The organism is Bradyrhizobium sp. UFLA05-108 (assembly GCF_059803455.1).
Genome location: NZ_JBANAZ010000018.1, coordinates 92,435 through 112,011, shown reverse-complemented (window position 1 = coordinate 112,011; position 19,577 = coordinate 92,435). Strand labels below are relative to the sequence as shown.

Sequence of the window (19,577 nt, the reverse complement as noted above, 5' to 3'; positions counted from 1 at the left end):
GATGCCCCTTTGATATGCTTCCGCTTGTGGTATAGAAATAGAAACTGTCGAAACACATTGTTTCCATAAACGTGACTGACGGGGCGCTCCCATGGCAAAACTCCCGGATTTCGAGGCACTCGCGATCTTCGCAAAAGTCGTGGAATTACGGTCATTTGCGGCCGCCGCAGGCGAGCTTGCGATGTCGAAGGCGACCGTCTCCAAGGCGGTGACCCGGCTGGAGGAGCGGCTTGGCGCGCGGCTGTTCAATCGCACCTCGCGCCGGCTCGCGCTCACCGACGCCGGCCACAAGCTCGCCGATCGGGCGACGCGTCTGCTCGCCGACGGCGAGGCGGCGGAGAACGAGGCCTTGGCGCAATCCGTCGCGCCGCGCGGCCTCGTGCGCCTCGCGGTGCCCATGACCTTCGGCGTCAAAGCGGTCGCGCCGCTGTTGCCGGAGTTCTTCCAGACCTATCCGGAGGTCTCGGTCGACCTGCATTTGAGCGATGCCACCGTCGATCTGATCGGCGAGGGTTTTGATGCCGCACTGCGCATCGCGCGGCTGCCGGATTCCTCGCTGATCGCGCGGCGGCTCTTCACCATGCCGCGCTACACGGTCGCTGCGCCGTCATACCTCAAGCGCCACGGCCGGCCGACACATCCGATGCACCTCGCCGAGCACAAATGCTTCAGCTACGCCTATCTCACCACGCCGAACGTCTGGCATTACACCAACAGCGCGGGCGAGCAGGCGAGCGTGCGCCCGGCCGGACAATTGCGCGTCAACAATGGCGAGGCCGTGATGCCGGCGCTGCTCGCAGGGCTCGGCATTGCCGATCTTCCCGAATTCATCGTCGGTGAGGCCATCGCATCCGGTGAGGTCGAGGTGATCCTGAAGGACTGGAAGCAGGCCGAAGGCGCCGTGCATCTCGTCACCCCACCCGGCGGCCCGCGCCCTGCGCGTGTCGAGGTGCTTGCCGAGTTTCTTGCGGCGAAATTGCCGGGCACATGCAAGCGGCAGACGAAGAAGCGCGCGAAGGCGGGTTAGTTTCGGTGGGCACGCTTCGCTTTGCCCACCCTACTGCATCTTCGCCCGTGGTACCTTAGCCACATCACGCACAACCACGCGCAGGTTCGGCTTCAGCGTCTCTTGCAAGTCGTAGCTCTCTGGCGAACGAGCAATGATTCTCGTAGGGTGGGCAAAGCGAAGCGTGCCCACCACTTTCGGTGAGAGAGTTGCAAATGCCTCAGTATCGTCGAGCAACCGGCAAGGTATTCTTCTTCACTGTTGTTCTTGCCGATCGTTCGAGCACGTTACTGATTGATGAGATTGATCGTCTGAGGCGGGCCTACCGCACTGTTCAGCAGCGTCGCCCATTTGAGACCGTGGCAATCTGCATCTTGCCTGATCATGTGCATGCCATTTGGGAACTGCCAGAGGACGATGCCGACTTTTCGTCCCGATGGAATCTGGTCAAAGGCACCTTTTCGCGAGGCTTGGACTCACGGCCGAGTTCGGCAAGCAAGGTTGCCAAGCGCGAAAAAGGGATCTGGCAACGCCGCTATTGGGAGCACGCGATTCGAGACGAGGCGGATTTGGAACGGCATATTGACTACACCCACTTCAAATCCTGTGAAACATGGACCAGTTGCGCGAGTAGGCGATTGGTTGCCCAGCAGCTTCCATCGTTACGTCGCGCAAGGCATTCGCCCTCCCGATTGGGGAGGGAACGTGCGGGAAATCGCGGGAGATTTTGGCGAATGATGGTGGGCACGCTTCGCTTTGCCCACCCTACGACACTGCGCCTACGACGACTTCATCCCGTCGCTGGCGATCACCTGCAGGCTTGGCTTCAGCGTCTCTTTCAGCTGCGCCTTCAGCTCATGCACCCGCGGATCGCTCGATCGCGCGGCGCAGGCTGAGTATTGATTGACCGATAACACCAGCGCGCGCCGCGCCTCCGGCGTTCGTGTCAGATCCGGTTTTGCCAGCCGCAGCACAATGCCGGCGAGATTCACCAGCATCTCGTCCAGCGCACCATCGATCGTGCGAATCTCGTTCATCCCGTGGTCTCCCGCCAATTCAATCACGCGCGGCGGGATCCGTTCCTGCACTTTGAGATGCAGGGATAACAGTTCGCAAATGTTGCGCTGTGTCCGGCCTAAAATGCACAGATGCGGCACGGTGATACCTTTGTTCATTCGCATCGCCGCGCTACTCTGCTGGGAACAACAAAGACGGGGAGGGCTGGCTATGAACCGACGCGATCTCTTGCGCGCCGCGGCGTTTACACCGCTTGCACAGACAGCGCTGACGCGCGTCGCCTTTGCGCAAGCCTATCCCTCGCGCAACATCACCATGATCGTGCCGTTTCCGGCCGGCGGCCAGGCCGATCTCGCGGCGCGTCCCGTTGCGATGGCGCTCGAGCGCATCCTCGGCAAGTCGGTCATCGTCGACAATCGTGCTGGCGGCGCCGGCGGATCGGTCGGCAATGCGGCTGCCGCGCGCGCCGAGCCGGATGGACACACGCTGCTGATGACGCTGTCCTCGCTCGCGGTGCTGCCGGAAGCGGACCGGCTGTTCAACCGGCCCGTCGCCTACGAGGTCTCGCAGTTCACGCCGATCGCGCGCGTGCTCGCCGATCCAACGTTGCTTGCTGTGCCGGCATCGGCACCGTGGAAGACGGTGCAGGAGTTCGTCGACGATGCGAAGAAGCGTCCGGGGCAGATCACCTACGGCTCGTCGGGGCCTTACGGGACACTGCACGTCGCGATGGAGATGTTTGCCGTCAGCGCCGACATCAAGCTGCTGCATGTGCCGTTCCGCGGCGCCGGTCCAGCGCTGACCGCGATTCTAAGTGGCACGGTGCAGGCAATCGCGGCGGCGCCCGGCACGCTGAAGCCGCAGGTCGATGACGGCAAGCTACGCGTGCTGGCGAACTGGGGTGCGCAGCGCATCGCGAGCTTTCCCGACATCCCGACCTTCAGGGAGATCGGCTTTGGAGATGTCGAGATGTACATCTGGGCCGGCCTGTTCGGGCAGAGCGCGCTGCCGCAGCCGATCGTCAGTCGTCTGCGCGAGGCGATGGAGCAGGTGATGAAGAGCGCGGATGTCCTCAAGACATTCGCGGCCTCGGGCAGTCTCGTCGCCTATCAGGACGCGCCCGAGTTTTCACAGTTCGTCGCGGCCGACAGCGCGCGGCTGATCGCAGCGGTCAAGAAGATCGGCAAGGTGGAATAGGTTCCGTTCCGGCTTTCACATTTTGTTGTTGGTCCAGAACCTTCGCGCGCCTCATTGATTGAGGAGCGTTTGAGAGAAAATGAGAAGGATCGAGACATGCGAACAGGGCCGATTGCGCTCGGTGTGGCGCTTGCGATCGGCGGCACGGTCGCCGCGAGCGCCGTCTCAGCTCAGGAATATCGCGGCACCATGGAACAACAGATGGCCTGCACGCCGGATGTCTGGCGCCTGTGCAGCGACCAGATTCCTGACGTGAACCGGATCGTCGCCTGCCTGCGGCACAACACGCCGCAGCTTTCCAGCGGATGCCGCGCGGTGTTTGAAACCAACAACCAGGCGCAGCCGCCACAAGTGCTGCCGCGCGGCCGGCCCGCACCGCCGCGCTACGACAATATGCCGCCGCCTCCTGCAGTCCCCCCGCCGCGGCCTTACTACGATGACAACTATTAAAGCCGATGAGATAAAGTGCGGTCGATCGCCTCGAATTCACCTCTCCCCAGCGGGGAGAGGTCGGATTGCGAAGCAATCCGGGTGAGGGCCGCAGCGTTCAGAGAGGCCGTAACCATTCACGCGGATCGCATCTGTCGCTGCGATCCGAGCTCTCCCTTCGGGAGAGGTGAACCGGCAAGCATTAGCGCGGCCTAAGGTCGGTGCTCGCAGACGTCGACCCATTCGGCGCCGACCAGCTCGGCCATGCGATCGGGTGCAATGCGCACCGCGCTGTGGGTTGAGCCCGCGGCCGGCACCACGACGTCGAATGCTTTCAGCGACACGTCGCAATAGATCGGCAGCGGCGCCTTCAGCCCGAACGGACAGACGCCGCCGACCTCGTGGCCAGTGATGTCGGCGACCTCTTCGAGCCCCAGCATCTTCGGCTTGCCGCCGAACTGCGCCTTCACCTTCTTATTGTCCATGCGCGAGGTGCCGCTGGCGACGATCAGGACGACGCGCTCGCCGATCCGCAAGGACAGCGTCTTGGCGATGCGGCCGGGCTCGACGCCATAGGCCTCGGCGGCGAGCGTCACCGTCGCCGAGCTGATCGGCGATTCGATCACGGTGATGTCTGGAGCTTTCTCGGCGAAGAAGTCGCGAACGGATTGAATGCTCATAGGCGGGCGGCAATCTCGGACAGTTCGGAAAGTGAGCGGACGCGATGATCCGGCGCAAGGCCCAGCTCGTCCATCTGGGTCCGGATCGCCTTGAACATCGTCAGCGGTGCCACGAGATCGCTTTCGACGCAAGCCAGTGCCATGGCTTCCGGTGTCACCCGCTCGATCCAGGCGACGTTCAGTCCGAACGCCTTGGCGCCGGCGACGTCCCACGGATTTGACGAGATGAACAGCACCTCGTCGGGCCTGGTGCCGAACACCTCGCTGATCAGCGCATAGGCCTGCGGGCTCGGCTTGAAGACCTTCTTCGCATCGACGCTGATCGTGGCGTCGAGCAGCTTGTCGAGACCGGAATTGTGCACCAGCGCGTCGAGCATGTCCGGGCTGCCGTTGGAGAGGATGGCGAGCTTGCGCGGCTTCAGCGCTGCAAGCGCGTCGGCCGCGTCCGGATAGAGCTCGAGATGCAGATATTTCGCGATCACGCGCTCGAAGGCGTCGCTCTCATAGGCGAGCCCAAGCACACGCAGCGTATAGGTAAGCGAGTCGCGCGTGACGGCGGCGAAATCCTGGTAGCGCTGCATCAGCGAGCGCAACCAGGTGTATTCGAGCTGCTTGATCCGCCACACCTGCGTGATGATCTCGCCGTAGCCCGGGAACGCATCCTCTGTGATCTCTGCGACCGACTGGATGTCGTAGAGCGTTCCGTAGGCGTCGAAGACGACGGCTTTGATCGTCACGCTGACCTCTTCGTTAGATCCCCAACAGCTTGCGCGCGTTAGCCTTGAGCACCTTCGGCCGGATCTCGTCGCGGATATCGATCTTGGCGAAGTCGGCCAGCCACCGGTCTGGTGTGATCACCGGCCAGTCCGAGCCGAACAGCATCTTATCCTGCAGGATCGAGTTGATATAGCGCACCAGGATCGGCGGGAAATATTTCGGCGACCAGCCGGACAGGTCGATATAGACGTTCGGCTTGTGGGTCGCGACCGACAGCGCTTCTTCCTGCCAGGGGAAGGAGGGGTGGGCGAGGATGATCTTGAGGTCGGGGAAGTCAGCCGCGACGTCGTCCATGTACATCGGGTTGGAATATTTCAGCCGCATTCCCATGCCGCCGGGCATGCCCGAGCCGACGCCGGTCTGGCCGGTGTGAAACAGCGCGATCGCGCCGCCATTGTTGATCTCTTCGTAGAGCGGGTAGGCCATGCGGTCGTTGGCGTAGAAGCCCTGCATGGTCGGGTGGAATTTGAAGCCGCGGACGCCGTATTCCTCGATCAGCTTGCGCGCCTCGCGCACGCCCAGCTTGCCCTTGTGCGGATCGATCGAGACGAAGGGAATGAGGACGTCGAGATGGTCGGAGGCGACCTCGAGCATCTCGTAATTGTTGTAGCGGCGGAAGCCGGTCTCGCGCTCGGCATCGACCGGGAAGATCACGGCGGCGATGTTCTTGGCGCGGTAGTAGGCCGCGGTCTCGGGCACAGTCGGCGGATGCTTGTTCGGCGACTTGAAGTATTCCGCCATCTGCGCCTGGAAATCGTCATAGCCGTCGTCGGGGTGGCAGCCGCAGGGCTCCTCCGCGTGGGTGTGGATGTCGATCGCGACGACGTCGTCGATATTTGGCAGCTTCAGCTTGGGCATTGGTTTCCTCCCGAAGGGTTGCCAAATTGATTATATCATATAACGAATTTGGCAAGGCGTCGCAGGAGGTATAGATTTGGGCCGATCCGGCCGCTTTCTACTTTGCATGGGATTGTTTTCAAGAATTTGGTGGGGCGGAACGGGGCAGTTAAGATTGACATCACCTCCCGCCATGCCTTAAGAACCGCCCCGTCCCGGGCGGTCAGTCCGCCAGCGGGAAAAATCTCATTTTGCCACATTCGCGCGTGCCGAAACGGTAGTGCCGAACACGGCCTTTCGAACGTTCAGGATTCTGCCATGAAGGTCCGTAACTCGCTGAAATCGCTGCGCGGTCGCCACCGCGCCAATCGCCTGGTCCGCCGCAAGGGCCGGGTCTATGTGATCAACAAGGTGCAGCGCCGCTTCAAGGCTCGCCAGGGCTAAGACCCTGCCGAGGGCCTCGCGCGCGGCCCCGCAAGACCACGGTCTCACACGACTTTGACGCCGTCCTTGCTTCCCAAGGGCGGCTTTGCGCGTTTAGACTTTCGCCATGGCAGTGAGATTCTTGTCCGCGCACTCCCTCCGTCTGGCCGCCCTTCTGGCCGCGCTGGCGGTCGTCGCCCCGGCTTTCGCACAGGATGACCCCTCAGGTCCGCCCGTGAAGCAGAAGAAGCTACCCGAGGCGCCGGCCAAGCTGCCCAAGGTCGACCGCACCAAGAATCTCGACTTCCTGTTCGGCGCGCTGAAGGCCGCGCCCGATGATATCAGCGCCAAGCATGTCGAGGCGCGGATCTGGGCGATCTGGCTCCAGACCCCCAGCGATACGGCAGCGCTCCTGATGACGCGGGCCAAGGCGGCCGTGGATGCGCAGAAGGTCGACGTCGCGATCAAGCTGCTCGATGCCGTCATCAAGCTTCGCCCCGACTATATCGAGGCCTGGAACCGGCGCGCCACGCTCTACTACATGCAAAACGACTATGGCCGGTCGCTCGCCGACATTCGCGAGGTACTGATCCGGGAGCCGAGGCATTTCGGCGCGCTCGCAGGTCTCGGCATGATCATGCAGGAGATCGGCGACGAGAAGCGTGCGCTCGATGCCTACCGCAAGGCGCTCGCCATCAATCCGCACCTCGACAAGATCCCCGATCAGGTCAAGTCACTGACCGAGAAGGTCGAAGGCCGGGATATCTAGCCCCAACTCGATGTTGTTTTGAGCGACTGCGGAGCGCGGCCATTAACCACGCGTCGAGTTGCCTCGCCGCGAGGGGATGTTTTTCCCGCGCCTTCGGGATTAGCTGCATGACAGCCACAAGTGGAGCCGTGCGATGAAACGCGTGATCCTTGCGGGTGCGTTGGTGCTGGCGTCCGCGACGGTCTGTCTTGCCGACGGGCTATTCTGGGTGGTGGGCAACCGTGCCACCGGCAAATGCGAGATCGTGACCAGCAATCCCGTCATCATCGGCGACATCTGGTTCGGCGACGGTCCCTACAAGTCCAAGGCCGACGCCAAGCTTGCGCGGTCGACGATCCGTGCCTGTCCGAGGCCAGATGCCGGCGAAGACAAGGATGACGACAGCGAGAACTAGGTTCACCTAATGCAGGATGTGGTCGCCGCGCTCGACGAGGCTCCGGTCCGCGGCAGCGGCATAGAGTTTTGCAAGCTCGGCTTCGAGATGCTCGTTGATCAGTAGCAGCGCCCGTACCGCGCCGCGCAGATCACCACTGCAGCTCGCGACGATCTCGTCGATCGCAGCATCTTTAGATCGCAGACTCATCGAAATACCTCCAATCCAAAACAGAACAATCTGCCGGTCTTTCCCGCGTTCCTGTGGATTGCGTGGAGGATCGGCGCCCGCCCGTGCTTAGAGGCGGAACCGACCGTGGCGATTATATGGAGGCGGCGATGACGGCTGCATGAAGCGGCCCGATTGGTGCCATGCGTTCAGGCCATCATTGATTTTGTTGATATTTTCCCAAATTGAATTCTATTGATATCCACAGGCAGGACGTACCCGCGCGCGCAAGCCGAAAAGAAACTGCCGGACGTTGAGACCGTAACTGCCATGTGCCCTGGATCGCCCGGACCATCTTCATGATCGTGTTTCTCGTCGTGACGGCGCTCGTAGCGCTTGTCGCCGTCACGCTGGTCGGCGTTTGGGCGGTCGAGCGCGCCTTCCCGCCGCAGGGCGAGATGATCGAGGTCGCCGGCGCAACGCTGCACGTCGTCGATCTCGGCCCGCGCGATGCTACCTTGCCGATCGTCATGCTGCATGGTGCGAGTTCGAATCTGGAGGTGATGCGGCGTCCGCTGGGCGATCTCCTCGCCGAAAACCATCGCGTGATCCTGATCGATCGCCCCGGCCACGGCTGGAGCACGCGGGCGCGACTCGAGGATTCGACGGCCGAGGTGCAGGCGCGGATGGTCGACGAGGCGCTTGCCAAGCTCGGCATCGATCGCGCGGTGTTCGTGGTGCATTCCTGGAGCGGTGCGCTCGGCGCGCGGCTTGCACTCGATCATGCCGGTCGTGTCGCAGGTCTCGTCATGCTTGCGCCGGTCACCCATCCCTGGCGCGGCGGCGTCGGGCGTTACAATGAGATCATCGCAATGCCGGTGATCGGTCCGCTGCTCGCCTACACCATCACGCTGCCGCTCGGCTATCTGCTTGCAACGCCCGGCGCGCGGAACGTCTTCCTGCCGCAGACGATGCCGGACGGCTTCGTGCAGGACTCCGCGACGCCGCTGCTGCTGCGCCCGCGCGAGTTCATCGCCAATGCCTATGATCTGGTGACGCTGAAGGCGTCGGTGGCCGCGCAAGCTCCGCGCTATGGCGAGATTTTTGCGCCGACCGTGGTTATCGCCGGCGAGCCCGACAAGACGGTATCCACCAATATCCACGCCCGCCCGTTCGCCGCGACCGTGCCGAATGCGAAGCTGATCGTGCTGCCCAATCTCGGCCACATGGTGCAGACCACGGAGCCGGACCTGGTGAAGACCGAGATCGAGGCGCTGATCGCCGCGATCATGGCCGAGAAGGCGGCCGCCGATTAGCGGCCGCCAAATCTCGCTGCGTTATTGCTTGACCTTGCCGTCCTTGTCGAACTGGGAGACGAAGGCCCAGAGATCGTTGATCTCCTTCTCGTTCTTGATGCCGGCGAACGCCATCTTGGTGCCGGGGATCTTGGCCTTCGGATCCTTGATATATTCCTTGAATACCGCCTCACCCCAGGTGATGCCGGAATTCTTGTTGGCGTCTGAATAATTGTAGTCCGGCGCGGTGCCGGATTTGCGGCCGTCGAGGCCGTTGAGCTCCGGTCCGACCTTGTTCTTCGCGCCTTCGCCGATCGCGTGGCAGGCGAGGCACTTGTTGAACGACGTCTTGCCGGCTGCGGCGTCCTGCGCCATGGCGGTGGAAGATATGGCGGTGGACGCTGCGGCAGTCATGGCGAGGGCAACCAGCGCGCCGAAAGTCAGTTTTGTCATAGGATGCTCTTCGTCTCTTCCCGGGGTCAGATTGAGTGTCGTGGTTTTGGCAGGTCCGGTGCAGGTGGACAAGCCGCGAAAGTTTGACAGGTTTCGCGATAGCAGACTTGCCCCAGAGAGAACTTGCGCTGCAACAAAGCAATGCGACCTTCGGAGGACCTACCCAAAGCCGGCAGGACATGATTGATTTGGCGGGACATTTTCCAGCGTCTGACGAAGGTTCGTAACATGGCCATCATGATGCCCGCATCCGACCAGGCCGTGCTGGCGCGTCGCAGCGAGATCGTCGCCGCCTTGCGCGCGATCGTCCCCGGCGAGGGCGTGATCGACAGCGCCGCCGAGATGCGGGTCTATGAGTCCGACGGGCTGACCGCTTATCGGCAGCCGCCGATGGTCGTGGTGCTGCCCGATACCACCGAGCAGGTCTCGCTGGTCCTGAAATATTGTGCCGAGCACGGTATCAAGGTGGTGCCGCGCGGGTCAGGCACCTCGCTGTCTGGCGGTGCGTTGCCGCTGGAAGACGGCGTGCTCTTGGGGCTCGGCAAGTTCAAGCGCATCCGCGAGATCGATTTCGACAACCGCGTCGTCGTCACCGAGCCCGGCGTCACCAACCTCGCGATCAGCCAGGCGGTCGCGCATGCTGGCTTCTATTACGCACCCGATCCCTCGTCGCAGATCGCCTGCTCGATTGGCGGCAACGTCGCTGAAAATTCCGGCGGCGTGCACTGCCTGAAATACGGCATGACCACCAACAACGTGCTCGGCTGCGAGTTCGTGCTGATGAGCGGCGAGATCCTGCGCATCGGCGGCAAGGCGGCGGAGAATCCAGGCTACGATCTGATGGGCGTGATCACGGGCTCGGAAGGCCTGCTCGGCGTCATCACCGAGATCACGGTGCGCATTCTGCAAAAGCCCGAGACGGGGCGCGCGCTGATGGTCGGGTTTGCGCAGGTCGAGGCGGCCGGCGAATGCGTGGCGCGGATCATCGGCGCCGGCATCATTCCCGGCGGCATGGAGATGATGGACAAGCCCGCGATCCACGCCGCCGAAGCCTTCGTCCATGCCGGCTATCCACTCGATGTGGAGGCGCTCCTGATCATCGAGCTCGACGGTCCCGGCGTCGAGGTCGACGAGTTGATCAAGCGCGTCGAGGCGATCGCGCAAGGCTGCGGCTCGACCACCTGCCAGATCTCGACTTCGGAGGCCGAGCGCAATCTGTTCTGGGCCGGCCGCAAGGCGGCGTTCCCCGCCGTCGGTCGGATCTCGCCCGACTATCTCTGCATGGACGGCACCATTCCGCGCGGCGCGCTGCCGAAGGCGCTGGCGCGCATCCGCGAGCTGTCGGAGAAATACCACCTCGGCTGCGCCAACGTGTTCCACGCCGGCGACGGTAATCTGCATCCCCTCATCCTCTACGATGCCAACAAGCCCGGGGAGATCGAGCGCGCCGAGTCGTTCGGCGCCGACATCTTGCGCGCCTGCGTCGAGTTCGGCGGCGTGCTCACCGGTGAGCACGGCGTCGGCATCGAGAAGCGCGACCTGATGCCGGATATGTTCAACGAGATCGACCTCAACCAGCAGCAGCGGCTGAAATGCGCCTTCGACGCGCAGGGCCTGCTCAATCCCGGAAAGGTGTTCCCGACCCTGCACCGCTGCGCCGAGCTCGGCCGCATGCATGTGCATGCGGGCAAGCTGGCGTTTCCGGACATTCCGCGGTTCTGAGGATCTGGCATGTCGGTCGAGGTGGCGGCATGGCGGACATTCCGGTAGGCGCGGCGACGACTGCACCTGCGGGGGCGCACGCCCAGTCACGGCTCCTGTTCATCGACAACATCCGCTGGTCGATGATCATCCTCGTGCTGAGCATGCACGCGGCCGACACCTACAGCCCGTTCGGCAATTGGTACTACATCGACCGGCAGGCGACCGGCTTTGGCACGGCGCTGTTCTTCGGCGTCTACCAGAGCTTCCTCCAGGCCTTCTTCATGGCGGTGCTGTTCTTCATCGCCGGTTATTTCGCCGCCGCATCCTGCGACCGGAAGGAATTTCCGATCTTCGCCCGCGACCGCTTCGTCCGGCTGGGCTTGCCGACCCTGCTCTACATGTTCGTGATCGGCCCGCTCACGCAGTATTTCCTGTCACGGACCTGGGGACGCGGCGGCTTCGGCCATCAGTGGCTGGTTCATCTCGGGGATGGCGAGTGGTTGTCCGAGACCGGCCCGATGTGGTTCTGCGCCGTCCTGCTCCTGTTCTCGGTTGCCTACGGCATGATCCGCCTGTCGGGCTGGCGAGAGCGCAACGTCGTGCTGCGTTGGCCGATGGTCGTCGCCTTCGTGATGGTGATGGCCGGGGCCACCTTTGCCGTGCGCATCGTCGTGCAGGCCGGCACCTCGGTGCTCAATGTTCATCCCGGTGACCTGCCGCAATACGTCCTGATGTTCGCGGTCGGAGCCTATGGCTATCGCGGTAACTGGATGACGGGACTTGCCGAGGGGGCCTGTCTGCGCTGGGGAGCGCTGGCGCTCATGCTCTCCGTTCCGCTGTTCGCGGCGCTGGTGCTGCTTGGCGGCGGCCTCGAGGGCGAGACGTCGCTCTATTCCGGCGGCTTCAATCTCGTCAGCGCGGGGAAGTGCCTGTGGGAGGCGCTCGTCTGTGTGGGCATGGGTCTTGTCATTCTGGCCATCTATCGCCGCCATTTCGACTGGCAGGGGCCGGTCGCCAAGTGGCTCTCGGACAATGCGTTCGGGGTCTACCTGATCCACCCGCCGATCCTGATCGGCTTCGCCATGCTCCTGCATGGGCTACCGCTCTTCGCACTCACGAAGGCACTGTTGCTGACGATGCTGGCGGCGGCCGGTAGCTTCGCCGTCTCAGCGCTGATCCTGCGGAGGTCGCCGCTGCGCGCGATCATCTAGTCGCGCGCAGCGTGCGAGGAGCTTCTTACATCAACGCGTATTGGGTGCGCTCGCGCTTTGCCAGCAATGGCAGCGCCTGTCCTGCGATATGGCTCTTGAAGTGCGCGCTGTCCTGATGCGCTCTGAAGGCGGCTTCGTCGCGGAACAGCTCGTAGAACAGGAACTGCGCCGGATTGTCCTTGGCGCGACTGATCAGGAACAGTTTCACGCCCGGCTCGCTTTGCGCCTGCGGGAGGAAGGTGCGCAGGATCTCGGCCACGTGGTCGGCCTCTTCAGCCCTGGCTTCCCATTGCGCCACGACCAGAAGACCCCCGCTACTGATCGCCTGGTGGATGGCTTGTTGGTTCATCGCCTGTTGGTTCATGTTGGAACTCCATTGGGGAGAGAACTGTTCGATCAATAGCGAAGTTTGGGCGATAATGTTTCGATGATGATCGAAGTGAGATCGTGCCTTGCAGGGTGGTGCAAACCGGCCCGCGCACCGCATGGTGAAAGGCTGCACCTTCTTTGGGATGAGGTGTGCGAGCCCCGCGCGAATTGATTTCCGACGCGAATTTCGCTACCGCCTTTTCCCGTGGATACGCTCAAGGTCAGAGACGCCAAAGACGTCGAAGAGGTGGTGCGCGCGGCGATTGCCAATGAGCAGCCGCTCGAGATCATCGGCCATGGCTCCAAGCGCGGCATCGGCCATGTGATGGCGACCAACGCCGTGCTCGACGTCTCCGCGCTAAACGCGATCACCTCCTATGAGCCCAACGAGCTGATCATCACGCTCCAGGCCGGCGCGCCGCTGGCCGACGTGCTGTCGCTGATCGATGCCAAGAGCCAGCAGTTCGCCTTCGAGCCGATGAACACCGCGCCCCTGCTCGGGACGCCCGGGCTCGGCACGATGCCCGGGCTCGGCACGATGCCCGGGCTCGGCACGATGCCCGGGCTCGGCACAATGCCCGGGCTCGGCACCATCGGTGGGATGATCGCGGCGGGCCTCGCCGGGCCACGCCGTATCAAGGCGGGGGCGGTGCGCGACCATCTGCTCGGCGCGCACGCCGTCTCGGGCTTCGGCGACAGCTTCAAGACCGGCGGCAAGGTGGTGAAGAACGTTACCGGCTACGACCTCTGCAAGCTGCTCGCCGGTTCCTGGGGCACACTGTCGGTCATGACCGAGGTGACGCTGAAGGTCATGCCGAAGCCGGAGAGCGAGCGGACGCTGCTGTTGCGCGGGCTGGATGACGGTAGCGCCAACAAGGCCATGACCGTGGCGCTCGGTTCGCCCTTCGACGTATCGGGCGCGGCGCATCTGCCGAAATCCGCTGTCCGGGAGAGAGCCGAAGGGCTCGGCGACGTCGCCACTCGAGGCGAGCCGCTTACCGTGCTGCGGCTGGAGGGCATCACCGCCTCGGCCGCTCACCGCGCGGTCGCGCTGCGCGAGACGCTCGCGCCATTCGGAACCGCCACCATCGTGGAGGATGGCGCCTCGGCCGCATTGTGGACTGCGATACGGGACGTGCTGCCGTTCGCGGCCGATGGCGCGCTTGGCGCCTGGCCGGTGTGGCGGATCGTGTGTCCGCCGGCCTCTGGCGCCGCGGTCGGCCGGCAGCTTGCGCAGGACACCGGCGGCGACGTGATCTACGACTGGGGTGGCGGGCTGATCTGGGCGGCGGTGCCGCCCAAGGACGATGCGCAAGCCGCCATCGTGCGCCGGCGCACGGAAGCCGTCGGCGGGCACGCCATGCTGGTCCGGGCACCTGAGGAGGTGCGGCGCAATGTGGACGTGTTCCATCCGCAAGCACCGGGTGTCGCCGCGCTCAGCGAGCGGGTTCGCGTCAGCTTCGATCCGAAGACCATCCTCAATCGCGGGCGGCTGAAGCGGGGCGCGGCATGAAGACCGAATTTTCGCTCACCCAGCTCGCCGATCCCGATATCGCGGAAGCAGACAAGATCCTGCGTGCCTGCGTGCATTGCGGCTTCTGCACCGCGACCTGTCCGACCTATGTGCTGCTCGGCGACGAGCTCGATAGCCCGCGCGGCCGCATCTACCTGATCAAGGAGATGCTGGAGAAGGACCAGGCGCCGACATCGGAGGTCGTCAAGCATGTCGACCGCTGCCTGTCGTGCCTTGCCTGCATGACCACGTGTCCGTCCGGGGTGAACTACATGCACCTGGTCGACCAGGCCCGCGTCCGGATCGAAGAGCGTTACGAGCGGCCGCTTGCCGAGCGTCTGCTCCGCACCGTGCTGGCGTTCGTCCTGCCTGACCCGCAGCGCTTTCGCGTCAGCATGTCGCTGGCGCGGCTTGCCCGGCCGCTCGCGGCTTTGCTGCCGACGCCGCGGCCGTCGGCTACGCCCGGCCTGACGCAGCGGATCAAGGCGATGCTGGCGCTCGCGCCAGGCCGGCTGCCGGCTCCGGGGCCCGCCGCGGGCAGCGTCTTTGCGCCGCTCGGCAAGAGGCGGGGGCGGGTGGCGCTGCTCCAGGGCTGCGCCCAGCAGGTGCTCGCGCCGCGGATCAACCAGGCCGCCATCAACCTGCTGACCCGCCACGGCATCGAGGTCGTGCTGGTCCGGGACGAGCAATGCTGCGGCGCTCTGACCCATCACCTCGGACGTGACGACGATGCGCTCGCGCGGGCGCGGGCGAACGTTGCGGCATGGCGTCGCGAGGCGGCAAAGGACGGTCTCGATGCCATCCTGGTGACGACGTCCGGCTGCGGCACGGTCATCAAGGACTACGGCTATCTGCTGCGCGAGGACCGCGAGCTCGCGAGCGATGCGGCCAACGTCTCCGCTCTCGCCAAGGACATCACGGAGTATGTCGCAGGTCTCGCGCTTCAGCCCTTGAGGCGACACGACGACATCGTCGTCGCCTATCATTCCGCTTGTTCACTGCAGCACGGGCAGAAAATCACTGGACTTCCGAAAGAATTGCTTTCCAAGAACGGATTCGTGGTGAAAGATATCCCAGAGAGCCATTTGTGTTGCGGTTCGGCGGGGACCTACAACATTCTCCAGCCCGACCTTGCGGGCAGGTTGCGCGATCGCAAGGTCGCCAACATCGCAAGCGTCAAGCCGGACATGATTGCCGCAGGCAATATCGGCTGCATGGTGCAGATTGCCAGCGGGACATCAGTGCCGGTCGTGCACACGATTGAGCTTCTCGATTGGGCGACGGGCGGCGCGCAGCCGGCATTGAACTAGTCGAATTAAGCTAGCCGACTGCGCCGCGCCCGGAGGTGGACGACTGAAGGCCCGATCGACATTGTTCGGCGGCAACAGGAGGATCACGATGGCGAAAGCGAAGAAGAAGAAAAGCAAGAAGGCCAAAAAGGCCAAGAAAGCCGTAGCGGCGAAGAAGACTGCGAAGAAGGCCGGCAAGAAGAAGTCGGCGAAGAAATCCGCCAAGAAGGCAGCGAAGAAGTCGGCAAAGAAAGCCGCACCGAAGAAGGCGGCCAAGAAGGCCGCGAAGAAATCCGCGAAGAAGGCGGCTCCCAAGAAGAGCGCGAAGAGGGCGGCTCCGGCTCCCAAGCCACCGGCCCCCGTGGAAGCTCCCGCCCCCGAGCCCGCGCCGGAAGCGAGCTGGGCGACTCCGTCGAGCGGCGATGGTCCGTCCGCAGCTGCTGACGGGCAGGGCTAGGCGCTCTTCCTGGCCTCAATTGCGAACCTGCAAGCAGGAAGGCCGCGGCACTGATGCTGCGGCCTTTTTGCATCGGCCGAAGCCAAGCCGAATCGCGGGGAGCCTACGCGTGGCGGCCAAGCCTCAGCCTGGCAATCTCCCCGTAGCATCACGTGGTCAGGGGCACCTCGGCTCGAAATCATTGTGTTCGAGATGCAACACACGCTGACAACCTTTCGTGAAATTGCCATTACGCCCAAAAAGTCGGCAGATGCCCGTGTTTTTTGCTTCACTGCTTGGGCGTCGCACTCCAGATTGCGGCTGTTACGAGAGTTTTTCAGTCAGGGTCGCATGCCCCGGGGGGCGCCGGGATCGGACTGGCCTTAGGAAGGTGATGGGGAACGAAATGAAGAAAGTGGCTTTGTTGGCAACGGCGCTGGCAATGGTGACGGGTTCGGCTCTGGCGGCAGATATGCCGGTGAAGGCTGTGAAGGCTCCTCCGCCGCCCGCCTTTGACCCGTGGGACGTCGCCTTCGGCGGCGGCATCATGAGCGATTACATCTTCCGCGGCATCACCCAGTCGAACCACAAGCCGTCGGTCACGGCTTATTTCGAGCCGCGCTACAACGTCACCAAGGACCTCCAGCTCTATGTCGGCGTCTCGGCCGAGAGCATCTCATTCCCGAACCGCGCCGCAGCAGAAGTCGACGTCTACGGCGGTATCCGCCCGACCTTCGGCGCGTTCGCGCTCGACATCGGTGTCTGGGGCTACCTGTATCCGGGCGGCACCTGCTATTTCGGCGCGCCCGGCATCGACTTCGCCGGCAACTTCCAGGGCGCCGAGTGCGCCGAGAAGGCCCTGCTCAATGCCAACGTGATCAAGAAGGACCTGAGCTTCTTCGAAGTCTATGGCAAGGGGACCTATACGGTGAACGACAACTGGGCGTTCGGCTTCACCGAGTACTACACTCCGAGCTACCTGAACTCGGGCGCCTGGGGCAACTACGCCTCGATCACCGGCAAGTACACCGCGCCCAGCACGATCTTTGGCTCGAGCGGCGTCGGCATGTACGTGTCGGGTGAGTTCGGCCGTCAATGGCTGGGCACCTCCGACAGCTTCTACGGCACGCTCGCGTTCCCGAACGGCATCAAATATGCCGACTACAACACCTGGAACGTCGGCATCGGCTTCACCTACAAGGTCTTCACGCTGGATCTGCGCTACTCCGACACCAACCTCTCCAAGGGTGACTGTAACGCCTTCACCAGCGACTGGTCGGCCCGCGGTAACATCACCGCCTCCACCGGTACCTTCGTGACCCCGATCAACCCGTCGGGCGTCGGCTCCAACTGGTGCGGCGCGGCCGGCATCGCCAAGCTGTCGTTCGACCTGACGGCGATGACCAACCTGAAGTAAGTTTCATCCCGAGACTGGCTGAAGGGGCGGCAGGACAAACCTGCCGCCCTTTTGCTTTTGTGGGGGCGTGAACGTCTCCCGTGGGCGCTACACGGATAACTGCGTCATGCCCGGGCCTGTCCCGGGCATCCACGTTCCTTGTGCCGTTAGGCAAGGCGTGGATGGCCGGGACATAGGCGAGCGGAAGCGACGCCGTCCTTCGGACGGCTATGCCCGGCCATGACGATATGGAAGCTTCAGCGCCTCAAGCTCTCACATCAATGCGATAGCCCTCTCCCGCAAGCGGGAGAGGGAGTGCACGGTCACTGTGGAAGCATTCAGCGCGCTTCGCTCGGCTCCGCCCAGGCCGGTGCGCCGACCCCGCCGAGCACGTGGATCTCGCCGTCCTGGACCAGCCTGACATGGCGGCTGTGGAAGGCATCGAGCGTCGAGCGGTGGCCGATCGACACGATCGTGGTCGACGGCAGCCTTTCCTCCATGAGGCGGTAGAGCAGGGCCTCGGACGGCTCATCGAGCGAGGCAGTCGCCTCGTCGAGGAACAGGTAATCCGGCGCATGCAGCAGCGCCCGTGCCACCCCTAACCGCTGCTGCTCGCCGAGCGACAGCGTCCTGTTCCAGTGCGCTTCCTCGTCGAGCTGCTCGGCAAGCCGCGGCATGCCGACCGCTCTCAGCGCGTCCTTGATCTTGTCGGGCGCAACCGTGCCGTGCTCGGCCGGGTAGATCACGGCGTCGCCGAGCGGGCCAATCGGGAAATAAGGCCGCTGCGGCAGCATCATCAGGCTGGATTTCCCGGGGATGGCGATCTTGCCAGTGCCGAACGGCCAGACCCCGGCGATGGCGCGGAACAGCGTCGACTTGCCCGAGCCCGACGGTCCCGTCACCAGCACGCGCTCGGGGTGCTGGATCGCAAAGGCGTTGGCTGCGACCAGCGGCTTGCCGTTCGGCAGCTTCACCAGCAACTGCTCGAGCGCGATGGCCTCGCTGCCCGTGGATGGCGTGACGCCGATGGTCGGCTCGTGCGCGGGGAGATTGGCGGCCGAGCTGACCGACATCTCGAAGCCGTCGAGACGGGCAACCACCGCGCGCCATTCGGCGAGCGAGCGGTAGGTCGTCACGAAGAACGACAGCGCGCGCTGCACGCTCGAGAAGGCCGAGCCGGTCTGCATCATGTCACCGAGCTGGATCTTCTTGGCGAAATAGGCCGGCGCCACCAACACGTAGGGAAAGATCACGGCAGCCTGCTGATAGCTCGCCGTGAACGCGGTGAGGCGCTTGGTGCGGCTCATGATCGCGTACCAGTTGCCGATCACGAAGCTGAAGCGGTGCAGGAGGCGTCCGCGCTCGGCGCTCTCGCCCTTGAGCAGCGCGATCTGTTCGGAATTCTCGCGCACCCGGACCAGGTTGAAGCGGAAGTCGGCTTCAAAGCGCTGCTGCTCGAAATTGAGATTGACCAGCGGCACACCAATCCAGTGCGTCAGGGCGGTGCCGAGGATCGCGTAGATCAGGGCACCCCAGCACAGATAGCCGGGGATCGCGAAGTCGCTGCCGAAGAGATGCAGGGGGGCGGCGTTGGAGAGGCCCCAAAGAATGATCACGAAGGAGAACAGCGTCACGATCGAGGACAGCAGGCCGACGCCGATGCTCAGGGTCTGCTCGACGAAATTCTTGACGTCGTCGGTGATGCGCTGGTCCGGATTGTCGGCGGCGTCGCCGGTGAGCTGCATGCGGTAGTGCGTGGCGTCATCGAGCCATTCGCCGAGATAGTGCCGCGTCAGCCATTGCCGCCAGCGGATCTGGAGCCATTGGTTCAGATAGAGCTGATAGACGGCCAGTGCGACGAAGGCCGAGGCGAGGCCGATGAAGATCCAGATCTCGCGCACGAAGCTGTCCAGATCATAGGCCTGGAGCGCACTGTAGAAACGGTTCTGCCACTGGTTCACGAGCACGTCGATCGCGACCAGCGCCAGCTCGATCGCGATCACTGCGGCGAGCAGGCCGCGGCCGGCCCATTTGTCCTCGGACCGGAAGTAGGGGATGGCGATTCGCCAAACGGTCGCGAGCGTCGCGCGGATGTTCTTCACAGATAGGGGTCTCCTGCGGGGTAGGCGCAAGCGCCTGATGCAACGGCGCAAATAAGCGCGCTTAGACTAAAGTTGCAAATCCGGCGATTTGCGTTGTCCGGGCCGGCAACCCTAGCATGGGCATAACGGCGCG

General features: G+C 63.7%; 21 protein-coding genes and 1 pseudogene. 14 read left to right on the top strand and 8 right to left on the bottom strand.

What is annotated here, in order from left to right:
* The first annotated feature begins 91 nt into the window (after positions 1-91).
* The gene (locus SO140_RS15840; RefSeq protein WP_449377479.1) at positions 92-1,027 is read left to right on the top strand and encodes a LysR family transcriptional regulator; all 936 of its coding nucleotides are present in this window, start codon (positions 92-94) and stop codon (positions 1,025-1,027) included.
* A 194-nt stretch (positions 1,028-1,221) separates the two neighbouring features.
* Positions 1,222-1,744, top strand: a pseudogene (locus SO140_RS15835) (REP-associated tyrosine transposase).
* Between the two features lie 41 nt (positions 1,745-1,785).
* Here SO140_RS15835 and SO140_RS15830 read toward each other — a convergent pair.
* Entirely contained in the window at positions 1,786-2,043 is a 258-nt protein-coding gene (locus SO140_RS15830; RefSeq protein WP_449377581.1) for a hypothetical protein, read from the bottom strand.
* A 190-nt stretch (positions 2,044-2,233) separates the two neighbouring features.
* On the opposite strand from SO140_RS15830, the gene SO140_RS15825 reads away from it, so the two are divergent.
* Together SO140_RS15825 and SO140_RS15820 are read left to right on the top strand one after the other, a co-directional pair.
* The gene (locus SO140_RS15825; protein WP_449377478.1) at positions 2,234-3,220 is read left to right on the top strand and encodes a tripartite tricarboxylate transporter substrate binding protein; all 987 of its coding nucleotides are present in this window, start codon (positions 2,234-2,236) and stop codon (positions 3,218-3,220) included.
* A gap of 96 nt (positions 3,221-3,316) precedes the next feature.
* Positions 3,317-3,670 carry a hypothetical protein gene (locus SO140_RS15820; RefSeq protein ID WP_449377477.1) on the top strand — a complete coding sequence of 118 codons (354 nt, stop codon included), beginning with the start codon at positions 3,317-3,319 and terminating at the stop codon, positions 3,668-3,670.
* A gap of 191 nt (positions 3,671-3,861) precedes the next feature.
* Here the strand turns inward: SO140_RS15820 and SO140_RS15815 are convergent, their stop codons facing one another.
* From SO140_RS15815 to SO140_RS15805, 3 genes are read right to left on the bottom strand one after another with little or no spacing between them, the layout of a single operon-like run.
* The gene (locus tag SO140_RS15815; protein WP_449377476.1) at positions 3,862-4,329 is read right to left on the bottom strand and encodes a YbaK/EbsC family protein; all 468 of its coding nucleotides are present in this window, start codon (positions 4,327-4,329) and stop codon (positions 3,862-3,864) included.
* Complete coding sequence (locus tag SO140_RS15810) at positions 4,326-5,066, bottom strand: haloacid dehalogenase type II (protein ID WP_449377475.1); 741 nt, start codon at positions 5,064-5,066, stop codon at positions 4,326-4,328. Before SO140_RS15810 ends, SO140_RS15815 begins: the two co-directional genes overlap by 4 nt.
* A 13-nt stretch (positions 5,067-5,079) precedes the next feature.
* Entirely contained in the window at positions 5,080-5,964 is an 885-nt protein-coding gene (locus SO140_RS15805; protein WP_449377474.1) for an amidohydrolase family protein, read from the bottom strand.
* 297 nt (positions 5,965-6,261) lie between these two features.
* Between SO140_RS15805 and ykgO the strand changes: the two genes are divergently transcribed.
* From ykgO to SO140_RS15790, 3 genes are all read left to right on the top strand, one after another.
* Positions 6,262-6,387 carry a type B 50S ribosomal protein L36 gene (gene ykgO / locus SO140_RS15800; protein WP_006611362.1) on the top strand — a complete coding sequence of 42 codons (126 nt, stop codon included), beginning with the start codon at positions 6,262-6,264 and terminating at the stop codon, positions 6,385-6,387.
* A gap of 106 nt (positions 6,388-6,493) precedes the next feature.
* Entirely contained in the window at positions 6,494-7,135 is a 642-nt protein-coding gene (locus SO140_RS15795) for a tetratricopeptide repeat protein (protein ID WP_449377473.1), read from the top strand.
* Between the two features lie 133 nt (positions 7,136-7,268).
* Complete coding sequence (locus tag SO140_RS15790; protein ID WP_449377472.1) at positions 7,269-7,529, top strand: hypothetical protein; 261 nt, start codon at positions 7,269-7,271, stop codon at positions 7,527-7,529.
* A 6-nt stretch (positions 7,530-7,535) separates the two neighbouring features.
* On the opposite strand, the gene SO140_RS15785 is transcribed toward SO140_RS15790, so the two are convergent.
* Positions 7,536-7,718, bottom strand: coding sequence for a hypothetical protein (locus SO140_RS15785; RefSeq protein WP_449377471.1), 183 nt, complete (start codon positions 7,716-7,718; stop codon positions 7,536-7,538).
* 317 nt (positions 7,719-8,035) lie between these two features.
* On the opposite strand from SO140_RS15785, the gene SO140_RS15780 reads away from it, so the two are divergent.
* Positions 8,036-8,992, top strand: coding sequence for an alpha/beta fold hydrolase (locus tag SO140_RS15780; protein WP_449377470.1), 957 nt, complete (start codon positions 8,036-8,038; stop codon positions 8,990-8,992).
* 21 nt (positions 8,993-9,013) lie between these two features.
* Here the strand turns inward: SO140_RS15780 and cycA are convergent, their stop codons facing one another.
* Entirely contained in the window at positions 9,014-9,424 is a 411-nt protein-coding gene (gene cycA / locus SO140_RS15775; protein ID WP_449377469.1) for a cytochrome c-550 CycA, read from the bottom strand.
* A 228-nt stretch (positions 9,425-9,652) separates the two neighbouring features.
* Here cycA and SO140_RS15770 point away from each other — a divergent pair, with 228 nt between their 5' ends.
* Positions 9,653-11,146 carry an FAD-linked oxidase C-terminal domain-containing protein gene (locus SO140_RS15770; protein ID WP_449377468.1) on the top strand — a complete coding sequence of 498 codons (1,494 nt, stop codon included), beginning with the start codon at positions 9,653-9,655 and terminating at the stop codon, positions 11,144-11,146.
* Positions 11,147-11,175: 29 nt separating this feature from the next.
* A complete protein-coding gene (locus SO140_RS15765; protein WP_449377467.1) occupies positions 11,176-12,339 on the top strand; it encodes an acyltransferase family protein in 1,164 nt (387 codons plus the stop codon).
* A 25-nt stretch (positions 12,340-12,364) separates the two neighbouring features.
* Here the strand turns inward: SO140_RS15765 and SO140_RS15760 are convergent, their stop codons facing one another.
* The gene (locus SO140_RS15760) at positions 12,365-12,703 is read right to left on the bottom strand and encodes a putative quinol monooxygenase (RefSeq protein WP_449377466.1); all 339 of its coding nucleotides are present in this window, start codon (positions 12,701-12,703) and stop codon (positions 12,365-12,367) included.
* A 210-nt stretch (positions 12,704-12,913) separates the two neighbouring features.
* Between SO140_RS15760 and SO140_RS15755 the strand changes: the two genes are divergently transcribed.
* The 4 genes from SO140_RS15755 to SO140_RS15740 all read left to right on the top strand — a co-directional run bounded on the left by SO140_RS15755 (position 12,914) and on the right by SO140_RS15740 (position 17,363).
* The gene (locus tag SO140_RS15755; RefSeq protein WP_449377465.1) at positions 12,914-14,221 is read left to right on the top strand and encodes an FAD-binding protein; all 1,308 of its coding nucleotides are present in this window, start codon (positions 12,914-12,916) and stop codon (positions 14,219-14,221) included.
* Complete coding sequence (glcF, locus tag SO140_RS15750) at positions 14,218-15,531, top strand: glycolate oxidase subunit GlcF (protein WP_449377464.1); 1,314 nt, start codon at positions 14,218-14,220, stop codon at positions 15,529-15,531. Before SO140_RS15755 ends, glcF begins: the two co-directional genes overlap by 4 nt.
* An 88-nt stretch (positions 15,532-15,619) precedes the next feature.
* Positions 15,620-15,967 (top strand): hypothetical protein, encoded by a 348-nt coding sequence (locus tag SO140_RS15745; protein WP_449377463.1) that lies wholly within the window; start codon positions 15,620-15,622, stop codon positions 15,965-15,967.
* Positions 15,968-16,352: 385 nt separating this feature from the next.
* Complete coding sequence (locus SO140_RS15740; RefSeq protein WP_449377462.1) at positions 16,353-17,363, top strand: TorF family putative porin; 1,011 nt, start codon at positions 16,353-16,355, stop codon at positions 17,361-17,363.
* 317 nt (positions 17,364-17,680) lie between these two features.
* On the opposite strand, the gene SO140_RS15735 is transcribed toward SO140_RS15740, so the two are convergent.
* On the bottom strand, positions 17,681-19,444 hold the full coding sequence (locus SO140_RS15735) for an ABC transporter ATP-binding protein/permease (protein WP_449377461.1): 1,764 nt from the start codon (positions 19,442-19,444) through the stop codon (positions 17,681-17,683).
* Positions 19,445-19,577 lie beyond the last annotated feature (133 nt).